Raw genomic sequence first — 14,095 nt, forward strand, 5'->3', positions numbered from 1 at the left:
GGCGAGCGTGACTACCTCAAGGCGCTGAGGCCGGACGCGCTGGCCGGCAAGCGCATCGGCGTCTGGCGCTCGGCCGCGGGCAACAACCAGGAGGTGCTCGCCACCCTGGACGCCACCGTCGCCACCCTCAGGGCGAAGGGCGCGACCGTGGTCGACAACCTCGAACTGGAGGGGCTGGACCAGGTCGGCGAGGCGGAGTACCCGGCCCTGCTGACCGAGTTCAAGCACGACCTGAACGTCTACCTGGCCCAGACCCCCGGACGGCACCCGGGCGACCTGGCCGGGCTGATCGAGTTCAACAAGCGGCACGCCTCGACCGAGCTCCGTTACTTCGGGCAGGAGTTGTTCGAACAGGCGCAGGCGACCACCGGCGACCTGAACGACCCCGAGTACCGCGCGCTCAGGGAGAAGGTGACCTCACTCGCCCGTACGGCGATCGACTCCGTGGTGTCGGAGAACCGGCTCGACGCGGTGCTCGCGCCGACCAACAACGGAGCCTGGCTGACCAGCCTGACCAAGGGCGACGACTTCACCGACTTCGTCGCCACCTCCACGCCCTCGGCCGTCTCCGGCTACCCCGCGATCACGGTCCCCGGCGGATACGCGAGGAACGTCCTGCCGCTGGGCGTCACCTTCTTCGGCGGCCGTTTGTCCGAACCGACCCTGATCGCCCTGGGGTACGCGTTCGAGCAGGCCGGTCAGGTGCGCAAGCCGCCGACCTACCTGCGGACGCTGCCCTGACGAGGCTTTCCGCCCGAACGGCCACGCCGCCCCGCCGACACCGGCGGGGCGGTGCGAGGGAACCGCGTGAGTGTTTCCCGATGATCGGCTGATCGGCGAAGGGTCGTTGTCCGGAGCGCCCGTGCCCGCGAGCCGGAGGCTCGATCGGTCAGGGCATGCCGGGCGCCGCTGTCAGGTCCCGAGCGCGGCCAGCTCGTCGCTGGTGAAGGTGAGCCTGATCGCGGGGACGGTCTCGTCGGTGATGAAGCCGATGTAGTCGAGGTCCCAGAAGGGGCTCTTGCCGTCCCCGTGGATCGAGGTGGCGTCCTTGACCCCGTCGGTGCCCGGCCTGGACCCCTGCTGGCGGGCGTACCACTGGTCGACGAAGAAGCACGAGGTGCCGTATCGGCCGACCTGCGCCACGTCTCCCGAAGCGCGTCCGACCAGCACGTAGGCGTGCCCCTGGCCGCCGGTCTTGTCGAGGATGTTGACCAGCTCGACCTTGACGCCGGGACCGAGCAGTTCGGGCTGGTCGGCGAACATCCCGATGACGCAGCAGGCGAACAACGTGCAGTTCGCGCTGGCGAGCGTCTTGTACTTGGCCCGGCCCGCGGCGACGTACCTCTTCTTGAGCTCCGTCCGGGCCCGGTCGAACGTGGCCTCGGTCACCGGCCCGCCGAGCCCGGCGGCTTCGCCCAGGGGGCCCAGGTGCACGGCCTTGAGGTCGGAGAACTTCTGGCCGTCCAGGATGATGTCGGGAACCTCGCCTCTCCTGGCCGGAGCCTGCAGTTCCTTGATGTCGACGCCGTCCTCCACGACATGTGTCCACGGGTTCCACAGCTTCGCGGTGGTCATCTGCGTCCTGCCCAGCGCCGCCTGTACGGCGGCCATGCGGGCCTGCTTCCGGTCTGCCGTGCCGTGCGTGTTCTCACTCATGGTGCTTCTCCCGGTGCTGTTTCTGGCGCGCCCTGACACTCCCATCGCGTTGTCGCAAGGGGCCAGTACGGCACCGGCATCGGCACCGTGGGAGAGGAGCCCTCCGGCCTCCGCCGCCCGGGAGGGCGGGTGTTCCGTGCGGTAATGTCTTGATCATGGTGGCCGCTCCCCTTCTGCGCCTCGCCCGCGCCGTGGTTTTCGCCACGGTGTGCGCCGGGCTGGGGGTGCTCGCCCACCTGTTCGCCGGGGGTACGGTCAGCCCGGAGACGGCCGCGTGGGCACAGGGGCTGTCGCTGCTCGCCGCGCTGCCGCTGACCGGGCGTGAGCGCGGTCTGCGGGTGATCCTTCCGCTGCTTGCGGGGGTGCAGGCCGGAATGCACGTGGTCTTCGCCCTCGTGGACGCCACGCCTTCCGGGGACAGCGTCATCGGGCATCTGCACTGTGCGGTGCCCGGTTTCGGTATGACGATCCTGCACGGTGTGGCGGTGATCCTCACCGCAGTCTGGCTCGCCAGGGGAGAGGCAGGCATGTGGGCGCTGCTTCTGCTGGCGGGTGCCCGTGTCATCCGGCTGATCTTCGCGTGGCTGCTGCCCGAGCCGGAGGACGGGCGCGGGCCGGTTCCCGTCTTTCCCGAGGTGCCCCGCCCCGGGACGGTCCTGCTCGGGTCCGTGGTCCGCAGGCGTGGTCCGCCCGCGGGTGCTTTCTGTCGCTGAACTCCACCGAACTCCAGTGACCTCCGCTGGGTTCGGCTGAATTTCCTCTTCCGCGAGAAAGCGCCTGTTTGGCGTGTCCTGAAAGGACTTTTCCCCCATGCGTTTCACGCATGCCCTGACCGCGCTCGCCGTACTGTGCTTTTCTGCGGCCGCGTGCGGCGGGCAATCGCCGAGGCCGGTCTCGGCCACCCGGGCTGCCGCTCCCGGCTATCCGGTCACGATCACCAACTGCGACCAGGCCTACACCTTCACCGGGCCGCCCGGCCGTACGGTCCTCATGAGCGGCGGCGCGGTCGGTGAGGTCTCCGCGCTGGTCGCGCTCGGCCTGGAAAGCCGGATCGCCGCGAACGCACAGTCCTACGGCACCTCGGACGTGCCGGGCAGGGCCGCCGCGATCGACGGGCTCCCGAAGGCGAAGATCCTGAAAGGGGGCTGGGACATCTCCCGCGAGAGCGTGCTCTCACTCCGCCCCGACCTGGTCATCGGCACGACCGGCTACGACTTCGACGCCCAGAACGGCTACGCCACCAGGCCGGAACTGCTCGAGATCGGCGCCAACACCTGGCTTCCCGACTCGACCTGCGGCGGTCCCGGCACCGTCAGGGGCACTCAGACGATCGAGGACAGCTACGACATGCTCCGCGACTTCGGCAGGATCTACGGCGTCGCCGACCGCGCGGAGGAACTGGTCGAGCGGTCGAGACGGCGGATCGCCGAGATCGAGGCCAAGGTCAGGGGCGGGTCCAGGCCGAAGGTGATGTACATCATCCCCGGCATGGAGATGGGCACCGCCGAGTTCAGCTCGATCGGCGCCAACGGGATCTGGAACGACATCTTCGAGAAGGCCGGTGGCGCCAACGCGTTCGGCGGCGTGACCGACGGCATCTTCGCCAACCTCAGCAAGGAGCAGGTGGCGAAGACCGCCGTCGACGCAGTGGTGATCATAAATTGGCGCAACCCCGACCCGGACGCGGAGGCGAGGAAGCTCTTGGCCCGGTTCCCGCAGTGGCGGGCGGCCAGGGACGGACGCTACGTCGTGCTGTCCGACTCCGCCTACCTCGGCCCGGACAACGCCGTCGCCGTGGAGAGGATCGCCAGGATGCTCCACCCGGAGAGGTTCTGATGCCGCGCCGTCTCCCCCTCGTGCCCTGCCTGGCGGTCCTTGCCGTCGCGCTGCTGCTGAGCATGCTGGTCGCCGTCGGCGTCGGATCGGTCGACGTGCCGCTCGGCGAGACCTGGGACATCGTGACCGGTCACGCGGCCGACCCGGTCAACACCAAGATCATATTGGACTACCGGATTCCCCGGGTGCTGCTCGCCGCGCTCGCGGGGGCCGGCCTGTCCATCGCGGGAGCCGTACTGCAGGCCCTGGTGGCCAACCCGCTCGCCGACCCGTACGTCCTCGGGATCTCCTCGGGGGCCTCCGTCGGCGCGGTGCTCGTCATGACGATGGGCTCGGCCGTCGCGGGCGGCCTTGGTGTCTCCTCGGCCGCGTTCGCCGGGGCGATGGCCGCCGCGCTGATCGTGTTCGCCCTCGGGCAGCGGCGGGGCCGTCTCACTCCGACACGGCTGGTGCTCTCCGGGGTCGCGGTCGGCTACGTGCTGCTCGCCGTCACCAGTTATCTGCAGCTCAAGGCTGACGCGGACGAGCTGAGGAAGGTGATGTTCTGGATGCTTGGCAGCGTGGCGGGCGCGCGATGGGAGCAGCTCCCCACGGTCGCGGTCGTCGTCGTGGCCTGCGCCCTCGGCCTGATGCTGTACGGCAGGCGGCTCAACGCCCTGGTCACCGGGGAGGAGTCGGCGACGGCCCTCGGGCTGGACGTCCGCCGCGCGCGCGTCGGGCTGCTGGCCGTCTCCTCCCTGCTCACCGGTGCGGTCGTGGCCGTCGCGGGCGGCATCGGGTTCGTCGGGCTGATGGTCCCCCACCTGGTACGGCTGGCCTTCGGCGCCGACCACCGCAGGCTGCTGCCGCTGGTGACACTGGTGGGGGCGATCTACATGGTGCTGGTAGACCTGCTGTCGAGAACCGTCGACCGTCCGGCCGAGTTGCCCCTCGGCATCTTCACCGCGGTGTTCGGCGCCCCATTCTTCGCCTGGCTGCTCCGCAGGGAGGAGGCATGAGGCTGCGGGTCGACGGTGTCTGCGTCAGACTCGGCGGGACTCCGATCCTGCACGAGGTCTCCCTCGCCGCGGAATCGGGCCAGGTCGTCGGGCTGGTCGGCCCGAACGGCAGCGGCAAGTCCACCCTCCTGCGCACGGTCTACCGCTCGCTGCGCCCCGAGTCGGGGGACGTGCGCCTCGATGGGCACGACGTGTGGGCCTGGCCGTCGCGCACGGCGGCCCGCCGGATCGCGGCCGTGCTCCAGGACGACGCCACCCCGCCGACCATGACCGTGGCCGAGGTGGTCGAGCTCGGCAGGACCCCGCACCACGGGCTGTTCGACCGGAACGGCCCGGGTGACCGGGCGGTGGTGCGGGAGGCGATGAAACGCGCCGGGGTCCTCGCCCTGGACGGGCGCCGCTTCGGGTCGTTGTCGGGTGGTGAGCGCCAGCGCGTTCAGCTCGCCCGCGCCCTCGCACAGGAGCCGCGGCTGCTCATCCTCGACGAGCCGACCAACCATCTCGACATCCGCGCCAGGTTCGAGCTGCTCGACCTCGTCAGGGACCTCGGCACGACCACGCTCGCCGTCATGCACGAGCTGGACCTGGCCGCACGGGTCTGCGACTCGCTCGTGGTCCTGCACGGCGGGCGGGTGGCCGCGGCGGGACCGGTCCTCGACGCCCTGACGCCGAAGGTACTGAGCCGCGTGTTCGGGGTGCGCGCCCGGGCGGCGCGCGACCCCGACGGGATCATCCGGATCACCTACGCCGCCGGCCCCCTGGCGGACGGCGGGCCGGTCGCCCCGCGGCCGTAGTCCCGCCAGGCCACGCACGCGACGGACGCCCTGGGCGCGGCCGTCGCGTGCGCGGGTCGAGGCCGCGCTTGTTCGGTGTGATTAGAACTCGACATTTCGGACACGGGTTGTGGTGTCGACCGTGAGAAAGGTGGACCCGATGAGTGAGCACGAGCGTTCCCGCAGGATTCCGGCGGCTCCGGACCTGGTCTTCGACCGGGCGAGCGACCTGGACCGGATCGATCGCTGGCTTCCCCAGGACCTGCACGTACGGCCGGACGATCCGCCCGCGGTGACGGTGCACGAGGACGAAACGGGACGCGACGCCCGTGCCCTGTTCCAGGCGGAGCGGGATCAGCTCCGGATGGAGTGGGGCACCCGCGACGACGACCGGTACGCGGGCTGGTTGCAGGTGGCGGGCATCTCCCCCGAGGAGAGCGAGGTGACCGTGCACCTGTCGTTCTTCGAGGAGGAGCGCCCGCCCTCCGACGAGGACATCGCCCGCGCGCTCGACGAGAGCCTGGAACGGCTCGCGGAACAGGTGAGGCAGACCACCTGAACGCCGCTGCGGAACGGCGCGGTTCGGCGGAGGGCGGACCGCGGGCCGCATCGGTGCCCGGCGGGTGGGAGTTTCCGGTTTTTGCCCGGTGGGTCCGCGCTGTCGTGTCGCCACGCGTGCCGGTTTCGGGCTTTGGGCCGCGCTCTTGCCGCCCGTCGCTCCTGGAAAGTTCGGATGGTGTCCACCGGGAGGCGGGTGATTTGTCGTTCTGATAATTCAATATGCTTTTTGGCTGGTGGTGGGCACTCTGTGAAAACCTCTCAAGGGGTTGAGGTCGCGGAGAGGTGGCCGGATCCTCGCTGTGGCCTGGGGATGACGTCTGTCGGCAGGTAGGGCTTCGTGTCGCTTTGGGGAAGAAGATGAAACAAATTATGTATGACAGAAATATCCTTTATTTACTAAGTCTCGATAAATGGTTATTTTGGGTGTTGGGCGGACTTACAGGGATGGAATCAGGGAGACGGGGCACATGGGGGAGTCCGGTGACCAGGGCGAATCCGGCGGCTTGACGTTCGGAACATCCGAGGTTCCAGCCATGACGGAGACCGGGCCGCCTGGCCGGGCGACCGGGCGGCGGACACCGCCTCAGACCGACCCGCGGGCTCAGTGACCGGCTGTGACGGCGCCGCCGTCCCGTGACGGGACGGATTCGTCCGAACGGCCCCGCGGCTTTCGTGTGCCGGGCGTGCCGGATCCGGTGACCGAACGCCGGGACGCCGGTCACCGGGGACCCGCCTGACGGACGGGCGGGAGGCGCTTCTCCCACGTGACGGACACGTGGGGGCACAGGCCCGATGACCTTCCCCGTGAAAGCCGGAGGGCGTGTGGCCGATGCGCGGAGGCCCTGGCCAGGCCGTCGAGTACGCGATTGTCGGTGCGGGGCGTTAGCGTTCCGCGCATCACCGTCACAGGTGCGCAACCCCTGTGCGCGTTGACGATCCGTGTGTGTCGAGAGGTGGGGACCGTTGGGTTGGCTGTCGGCGGGCGAGGGGTACGACGTCGCCCTTGTGGAGGGCAGGGTGGTGGCGAGGGCCACCACGGGCCGAGCGGCTGGACGGCAGTTGAAGTCACTGCCGAAACAGGTGCGGGAACACCCGGAGGCGGAACGGCTGCGCCGCTTCGCCGAGTGGCTCGACCGGCACGCGGCCGCCTGCCTGGCACAGGTGGACACCTGGATGGTGTCCTCCCTGCCCGTCCCCACAGGCCTGGTGGCCAGGGTCTGGCCTGATGAGGCATGGCAGTCGGTGCTCCGCGACCTCGTGGTGGTCGGCGACGATCCGGAGGAGGCGGGATTCCTGCGCGACGTCACCGCCTCGGGCGAGCTGCGGGTGGTGAACCTCGACGGCGAGACCGTCCGGTTGTCCCCGGTGACCGTCACCCTGCCGCATCCGGTTCTGCTGCCCGACCTGGAGGACCTGCGCGAGTTCGCCGCGGAGCTGGGGGTCGTTCAGCGTGTCGAGCAGATCCACCGCGCCACCTGGACGCGGCCGGTCGATCTCGCGGAGAAGAGCACGGAGATGACGGAGTTCGCCGGAGGGAGGTTCGCCTCCCGGTTCGGCCTCGCTGCCAGGGCGACATCTCTGGGCTACCGGGTTTCCGGAGGCTACGTCACCTGCGCGGTGCGCGACACGGGACACGCGGCCGAGGCGTCGGTGTGGATCGGTGAGCCCTACTGGGACGGGGAAACCGAGACGGGCAGCCTGACCTGGCACGACCGGGAGGGCAGACGGCTGCCCTTGCGCGAGGTCGGTCCCGTGGCCTGGTCCGAGGGGATGCGGATGGCGGCGGCCCTTTACGCGGGGCGAGCGGTCGAGGAAGGAGGGGACGCATGAGCGGCGCCACACTGTCAGCGGGCACCGGGGCGGAGCCACGGCCCCCGCAGGGGACGGAGGCCGGGATGCGGGAGCTGCTTGAGGCCGGGGCGGTCTTTCCGCCGGGCATCGAGGCCGGGGACGAGCGGGCTGTGCCGCTCACCGCGCGTGCCTACCGGCACCCGGGGCTTGAGGGGCGGGTAGTCGTCCGCCTGGTCGCGGAGGAGCTCGGGGCGGCCGAGGACGCGGCGGCCGGTTTCCTGGGCCTCGAGCCCGCGGACGAGCCGGTCATGGTCGGGCTGGGCATGAGACGCTCACTCGGCTTTCCCGAGTGGGTCCTGGTGCACCACCCTCGGGACGGCCACCACGCGCTGTCCATCGTGCCCGAGCTGGAGCGTACGGCCCGGCAGGCCAAGTCCAAGCCGAAGGCCGCCCTGGACGCCTACCTGCGCCTGGCCGCGCAGCTCGCCGGGTCGGTGCCGCACTTCCTGCCGACGTTCTTCGAGCAGGCGGGCCGGATGTTCCTCGCGGCGGACAACCCCACCTACGCGGCGCAGATGTTCACCCAGGCACGCAGGGCCGAGGCCGAGCACGGCCTGCGCGTCGACGAGGAACGCCTCGACGCGGTGTTCCTGGAGTTCGCGCTCGCCGGGGCGCTGCCGGTGAAGGCGCTGTCCGGATACGCCAGGGAACTGGCCGCCAGGGTGCCCGCCGACGAGGCGCTGCGCAGGTTCCGCGGACTGTGCGTGCGCCGTACCGCGGGAGGCCTGGCCCCCTCGGCGCAGATGGCCGGTGACCTGCGGCGGCTGGCCAAGGCCGCGGGCAGGGACACCGACGCGGAGGAGCAGGAGTACTTAGCCGAGCTGCTCGGCCTGCCCGCGACTGTCGGAGCGCCGCTCGGCTGGTGGAAGGCGCACCGCCCCGCCCTGGTCGCCCTGGGACTGCGGGACCCGGCCGTGCGCGGGACGCTGCTGAACCTCATGCCCCGCAAGGGCGAGAGCCAGATGCCCGCCTTCTGGCTCGACCTCCTTGAGGAGTCGGGGGCGACCGCGGGCCTGGGCGATGGAGAGGTCTCCGAGCGGGAGCGCCCCGCCGACGGCGTGGCGGGCTGGCTCGGGCGTTTCCAGCGGCTCTGGAGCCCTGGCTGGCAGGCGGAGCCGCGGCTCCCCGGCCTGTACACCCTGGTGGAGCGGGTGGCGGGGAGGCTGCGCGCCGAGCTGGCCGAGACAGGCGGAAACCTGACGATCAAGCCCGATGTCGACCTCCTCGATCTGCTGCTGACGTTGCGGGTGCCGGTCGCGGAGCCCGACGACGACACGCGGCTGCTGCTGGAGCCGTGGGCGCGGGGGGAGGGGCAGCGCGACCTGCTCGCCCTGGCCGCCGACCCGCGGTTCGCCGCGGCCTTCGACCGTGCCGCCGACCGGTTCGACGACGACGAGGACGGCAGGCTGGCCGTACGCCGCCTCGCGGCCTCTCCTGGCGGCAGGCCGATGCTGGCCGAGTGGATGAGGACGGTCGCCAGGCGCTCGTTCACCGCGGGTCTGCCGCAGCTGCCCGACGCCCTCAGACGGCTCACCTGGCTGCCCGCGGAGGCCCTGGTTCTCGCCGAGGAGGAGGTCACCGCGGTCGCGCGGGCTGACCTCGCCTCCGAACTCGCCAGGACACTGCGCGGCGGCCTCGTCGACGAGCTGGGCTGGCCCGCCTGGGAGGAGGCGGTCGCCGCGCTCGTCAGGCCGAAGGACCTCGACGAGATCGAGATCGCCGACGCCTGGCCGCACCTGGTCGTCTCCGGCCCGGCCCAGGCCAGGGTCATCGGTCTCGAGGGCACCGTGCTCGTCCACGACCTGCGCAGGCCGCCGAGCGAGGTCTACGGGGATCCCGGCTTCCACTACGTCGACGGCGAGCTGCTCGTCTACTGGAACGCCTACGGCACGGGTGACCAGCTCCGCGGCTACTGGCACTCCTCTGCGGGGTCGTTCCGGTCGCTGCAGGCGCTGGCCAGCACGTGGGCGCTGCGCAACGACACGGTGACCCTGCCGCTGCCCGGCGGCGGGCGGACCACGGGGGCGGGTGTCGTCCACCAGGGGGACACCGTCGTGCCCGCCAGGGCCAACCTGATCGGCGACGGTTCCTCGTTCTGGGTGTGGGACCAGCAGGGTGAAGGCTGGCGCGAGTACGACCCGGCCGGTGGGGCGTACGGCAGGCCGAGCACGCCGGGCTTCCTCGCGGATGCCCTGCGCTCCGCGCCGGCCGGAAGCACCTTCCAGGGCGGCTGGCTGCTGCCTCTTCCCTCCGGCGAGGCGACCCCGGCGGCCGTCCCGGTGGACGGCCTGCTCGGCTGGCGAGTCATCCGGCTGCCCGACGGGTCGTGGCGCGGTGAGGACCTTGCGGGACGCGCCGTCACCCTGCCAGGCGGCCAGGACGGGCCCGGCACGCCCGCGGGCGCCGTCACCTTCCCGGGAGACGACCGGCCGCGCGCCCTCGTCGAGGAGTACTCCCGGATCAAGCTGATCGACCCCGAAGGAGTCGTCGTCGCGACCGTCACCGCGGGGCGGGCGCCCGGGATGTTCGCCGCGGGCACCGCGATGCTCCCGCCGCTGCGATACTGGCGCTGCCTGCGTCCCCGAGACCCGGAAGGCTCCCTGGCGCTGCGCCGGATCGACGACGAGACGGCGGTCGCCCTGCTGAAGGCCGCCGTCTGCGTCGAGGGCGAGCGGTCCGTGCGGTCGGCGCAGCCCGGACAGCTCACCCATCCGTCCGCCGCGGCGCAGCACGCGCACCCCGCGCAGGGGGCGGGGCACGCACGATCCGCGCAGGACGAGCTGCAGTCACAGATCCGGACACTGCTGCCGCAGGTCAGGAACGAGGCCCTGATCGCCGGGATCGCCGGAGTGGCGCGCTTCGCCGCCGCCCAGCAGATCACCCTGGACGCCGTGGCGGCCAGGCTCGCCCACGCCCTGGCGGGAACCATGGAGGAGCAGCCGCTCTCCGGCCCCTCGGACCAGTTGCTCGCCCGCGCCTTCAGCGGCCTCGGTGTCTCGGGCCCCTGGTGGTACGGCTCGGGCTGCCACGACGCGTTCTGGCAGCTGAGGACGATCGGCCAGGCGCTGCGGACCGCGTCGGACACCGCGGTCTCCGGGGCGGTCGCCGTGAGGCGCGCGGCCTCCGATACGGCGCTTCGCCTCCACTTCGACGGGCCGAGGTTGCCGGACACCTCCCTCAGATGGGAGCCCCTGCTCGACCGGTGCGCCGCGGTCGCCTACCGCGCCGCGTCCGCGGCGTTCGATCCCGAGCACACGGAGGCGCTGCGCGCACTGCTCAACGAGATCGACGCGCTCGGGCTCGACTCGGCCGCCGAGCCCGCCTCATGGCGCCGCTTCTCGCTGTACCTCGAGGAGAGCTGGCTCGTCGACGCGACGGGAAGCAGGCGGGAAGGCACCTGGTGCGGAGTGCTCCCGCTGCCGGGCGGCGCTTTCATCGCCTTCCAGGACAGCTCCATCGAGAACGGCGGATGCCGTTTCACTGCGCTCTTCCACGATCCGGCTGGTCGCTTCGAAGTCCCGCCCCCCTACACCGTGCACGGCTCAGGCCCGGTCGGTGAGGACCGCGGGAGCGGCTGGCTCAAGGAGTTCCTTGCGCTGTGGTCGGCACGCGGCCCCGCGCCCTGGCGCCCCGAGGCGGCGGAGGAGTTCGCGCGGCTCACCGGGGTGACCCTGACGACGGCCCGGCTGGTCGTTGCGGGCCTGCCGTACGTGGACAGCCACGACCGCGCCTTCCTGCCGGCCGCCTCACGGGCCGTGCTCGGACTGAAGGCGGCGGACGCCGTCGTCGCCAGAGACGAGCTGCGCGAGATGGGCGCCGAGGTCAGGAGGCAGGTCGTCGCGGCGTTGCTGCCCGCGAACCCGGCCGCACTGTGGGCGGACGGCCCGGACATCGCCGCCGCGGCCGAGGTGTGGAACACCAGGGTGGGCAGGCGGGCCGCCGTTCCCGAGTGGATCGTCTCCGAGGCGTCCCGCGCGGTGCGGACGGCGTGGGAGCCGAGCCGGGTGCTTCCGGCCCTGCTCGACCCGGCCTCCGCACCGGAGCTGAGCGGCGACCTGCACTGGAGGGTCCATCGCGACCGCGTCTCCCCGGTCGAGGAAGGTGCCGCGGGGTTCACGGAGTCCACGCTGGTCAGCGCCATCGCCGTGACCGCCTGGCTCGCCCACAGGCTGCCCGTGGGAGACCCGGTCAGAGCCGTTTTGCCCGCGGCGCTGGCCGCGGTCAGGAACCGGCTGGCCAACCCCGACCTGATGCTCAGCCTGGGCCGTTACGTCAACCTCCCCGGTTTCAGAAAGGTCGCGGGAACGCCCAGCGAGGTTGCGGACGGATGGGAGCGCTACGGCGCCGTGATCATGGCCACCCATGACAACCAGCCTGCACCGGGCATTCGGATGGCCCTGCTGGACGCCTCGGGGGACGACCCCTACCTGCCCGCCCTGCGGGCCCTCGCCGGGGACGCGGGGGCGCCCTTCCCGGTCGAGCTGGCGCTGCGCGCCGCCCGCGACCCGCGTTTCGAGGCGCTCCTCGCCGACCCCGGTGACCCCGTCGCGGGGGAGCGGGCGGCCGACGGCACCTGGTGGCCGCAGGATCCCACCCGGTCCGTGCCCGAGCTGGTCTCCCAGGCGGCGGAGGAGTACGGCCTCGGCCGCGACGCCGCCGCGCTCTACCTGGCCCTGCTGGCGATGCCGGATCCCACCGACAAGAACGTCGCTCGATGGACCTCCTGGAAGCCCGCCCGGCTTAAGGCGGCCCGCGCCGAGCTGGCCGTCACGGACCTGGTGGTCGAGGCCAGCCGCGCCAGGGCGGGACGGTCGCTGTTCCTGCCGGGAGGCTGGGTCGACCTCAAGACGCCGCGCCTTCCGTTCGAGCAGTGGAAGGCCCCGCTGTACGACCTGATCAGCGGGGAGACCGCGCAGCTGGGGGTGATCGTGCCCGCCGAACCCGCCGCCGCCCTCTACGCCAGAGCGTGGCGACGTGTCCGTGACGGCGACATCCCCCGTTTCGAGGAGCTTCGAATACGGCGTGGCAGGCGCCGCTGAGGCTGCCGGTTCACCGCTCGTTCTGTCTCCTCAGGTGCGCTCCCGCTCCTGCGGGTTCTCTCCGTTCCCCGCCTCTGGTGGTTTCTCCGGCCACCGGCAGGCATGACTCACCGGCACGATCCAGCCGGCACGCCCGGACCCGTCTCGCGGCGGGGCCGGGCGGCCCGAGACATGAAGGACTTCCCTCCATGACCACGACGCGACAGGTGGCGCCCCCCGGGGTCCCTTCCAACAGGCAGGTGCAGCCCGCCGAGGAACGGCACGCCGCCGAGCTCGCCTTTCTCGCAGCTCACGACGACGGTCCCCGGCCGCCGGGCTGGGCGCTGACCCCGCGGGCGGTGGTCACCTTCGTCTGCGGCAGCGGTGACGAACCCCTGGAGCTGCCCAAGGACCGGCGTACGCCCGGCGCCGACGGTCTCGAGCCACCGGCCAAGCTCGTGGTGGCCCCCAAGTTCGTCGGTGAGCGCGCCCTGGTCGAGCGCTGCGTGGTCACTCTCGCCGGTGAGCGCGGCCTGTTGCTGGTCGGCGAGCCCGGTACCGCCAAGTCGATGCTTTCCGAGCTGCTCGCCGCCGCGGTCTGCGGCACGAGCGCGCTCACCGTGCAGGGCACCGCCGGGACCACGGAGGACGCCTTCCGCTACGGCTGGAACTACGCCCTTCTGCTCGCGCAGGGACCGAGTTCCCAGGCGCTGGTCGACTCCCCGGTGCTGACCGCCATGCGCACGGGGCGCGTCGCCAGGGTCGAGGAGATCACCCGTTGCCTACCCGAGGTGCAGGACGCCCTGGTGTCCATCCTGTCCGACCGGCGCGTCAGCGTGCCCGAGCTCGCGGGTGCCGAGGACGCACTGGTGGCCGCCGCCCCCGGTTTCACCGTGATCGCCACGGCCAACCTGCGAGACAGAGGTGTCTCCGAGATGTCGGCGGCGCTCAAGCGCCGGTTCAATTTCGAGACCGTCCATCCCATCGCCGACCACGCGGCCGAGACCGCACTGGTGCGCAGCCAGGCCACGGCCGTGGTGCAGCGGGCCGGTGCCGCCTTCGGCGTGGACGACGCGGTGCTGGACGCGCTGGTCACCGTCTTCCGCGATCTGCGCTCCGGCCGTTCGGCCGAGGGCTGGGACGTGGAGCGGCCGGGAACGGTGATGTCGACGGCCGAGGCGGTGCAGGTCGCGGCGTCCCTCGGGGTGGCCGTGGCCTACCTGCCTGCCGGGGACGTCCTTGACCTGATGCCGGGGCACCTGCTTGGCGTGGTCCACAAGGACGATCCGGCCGACCACTCGCGGCTGCTCGGCTATTGGGACGGCCCGGTGCGGCGCCGCGCCGAGGACGGCTCCGCGATGTGGCGCCGTCTCTGGGACCTGCGGGAGAACCTGCGTTGACC

At 71.8% G+C, this 14,095-nt stretch carries 10 protein-coding genes; 9 read left to right on the forward strand and 1 reads right to left on the reverse strand.

Annotated features, from left to right (window positions below; translation table 11 throughout):
- The coding region (locus AB0395_RS37880) for an amidase family protein (protein WP_366289676.1) at positions 1-741 on the forward strand (741 nt) is incomplete at its 5' end.
- A gap of 171 nt (positions 742-912) precedes the next feature.
- Here the strand turns inward: AB0395_RS37880 and AB0395_RS37885 are convergent.
- A complete protein-coding gene (locus AB0395_RS37885; protein WP_366289679.1) occupies positions 913-1,656 on the reverse strand; it encodes a hypothetical protein in 744 nt (247 codons plus the stop codon).
- Between the two features lie 155 nt (positions 1,657-1,811).
- On the opposite strand from AB0395_RS37885, the gene AB0395_RS37890 reads away from it, so the two are divergent.
- The 8 genes from AB0395_RS37890 (at position 1,812) to AB0395_RS37925 (ending at position 14,093) form a co-directional block, all read left to right on the forward strand.
- Positions 1,812-2,369 carry an MFS transporter gene (locus AB0395_RS37890; RefSeq protein ID WP_366289682.1) on the forward strand — a complete coding sequence of 186 codons (558 nt, stop codon included), beginning with the start codon at positions 1,812-1,814 and terminating at the stop codon, positions 2,367-2,369.
- A 97-nt stretch (positions 2,370-2,466) separates the two neighbouring features.
- The gene (locus AB0395_RS37895; protein WP_366289685.1) at positions 2,467-3,492 is read left to right on the forward strand and encodes an ABC transporter substrate-binding protein; all 1,026 of its coding nucleotides are present in this window, start codon (positions 2,467-2,469) and stop codon (positions 3,490-3,492) included.
- Positions 3,492-4,490, forward strand: a complete 999-nt coding sequence (locus AB0395_RS37900) for an iron ABC transporter permease (RefSeq protein ID WP_366289688.1) — start codon at positions 3,492-3,494, stop codon at positions 4,488-4,490. Before AB0395_RS37895 ends, AB0395_RS37900 begins: the two co-directional genes overlap by 1 nt.
- A complete protein-coding gene (locus AB0395_RS37905) occupies positions 4,487-5,284 on the forward strand; it encodes an ABC transporter ATP-binding protein (protein WP_366289691.1) in 798 nt (265 codons plus the stop codon). Before AB0395_RS37900 ends, AB0395_RS37905 begins: the two co-directional genes overlap by 4 nt.
- Before the next feature lie 139 nt (positions 5,285-5,423).
- Complete coding sequence (locus AB0395_RS37910; RefSeq protein ID WP_366289693.1) at positions 5,424-5,822, forward strand: SRPBCC family protein; 399 nt, start codon at positions 5,424-5,426, stop codon at positions 5,820-5,822.
- A gap of 965 nt (positions 5,823-6,787) precedes the next feature.
- Entirely contained in the window at positions 6,788-7,654 is an 867-nt protein-coding gene (locus tag AB0395_RS37915) for a DUF4132 domain-containing protein (protein WP_366289696.1), read from the forward strand.
- On the forward strand, positions 7,651-12,714 hold the full coding sequence (locus AB0395_RS37920; protein ID WP_366289699.1) for a DNA-binding protein: 5,064 nt from the start codon (positions 7,651-7,653) through the stop codon (positions 12,712-12,714). Before AB0395_RS37915 ends, AB0395_RS37920 begins: the two co-directional genes overlap by 4 nt.
- Before the next feature lie 188 nt (positions 12,715-12,902).
- Positions 12,903-14,093, forward strand: a complete 1,191-nt coding sequence (locus AB0395_RS37925) for an AAA family ATPase (protein WP_366289702.1) — start codon at positions 12,903-12,905, stop codon at positions 14,091-14,093.
- Positions 14,094-14,095 lie beyond the last annotated feature (2 nt).

The sequence above is a fragment of the Streptosporangium sp. NPDC051023 genome (assembly GCF_040689595.1).
Lineage (GTDB): Bacteria > Actinomycetota > Actinomycetes > Streptosporangiales > Streptosporangiaceae > Streptosporangium.

Bases quoted from the DNA above. Each gene is read 5' to 3' on its own strand.
- AB0395_RS37920 (WP_366289699.1), top strand. From the start codon at position 7,651: ATGAGCGGCGCCACACTGTCAGCGGGCACCGGGGCGGAGCCACGGCCC.
- AB0395_RS37900 (WP_366289688.1), top strand. From the start codon at position 3,492: ATGCCGCGCCGTCTCCCCCTCGTGCCCTGCCTGGCGGTCCTTGCCGTC.
- AB0395_RS37905 (WP_366289691.1), top strand. From the start codon at position 4,487: ATGAGGCTGCGGGTCGACGGTGTCTGCGTCAGACTCGGCGGGACTCCG.
- AB0395_RS37925 (WP_366289702.1), top strand. From the start codon at position 12,903: ATGACCACGACGCGACAGGTGGCGCCCCCCGGGGTCCCTTCCAACAGG.
- AB0395_RS37895 (WP_366289685.1), top strand. From the start codon at position 2,467: ATGCGTTTCACGCATGCCCTGACCGCGCTCGCCGTACTGTGCTTTTCT.
- AB0395_RS37885 (WP_366289679.1), bottom strand. From the start codon at position 1,656: ATGAGTGAGAACACGCACGGCACGGCAGACCGGAAGCAGGCCCGCATG.
- AB0395_RS37910 (WP_366289693.1), top strand. From the start codon at position 5,424: ATGAGTGAGCACGAGCGTTCCCGCAGGATTCCGGCGGCTCCGGACCTG.
- AB0395_RS37890 (WP_366289682.1), top strand. From the start codon at position 1,812: ATGGTGGCCGCTCCCCTTCTGCGCCTCGCCCGCGCCGTGGTTTTCGCC.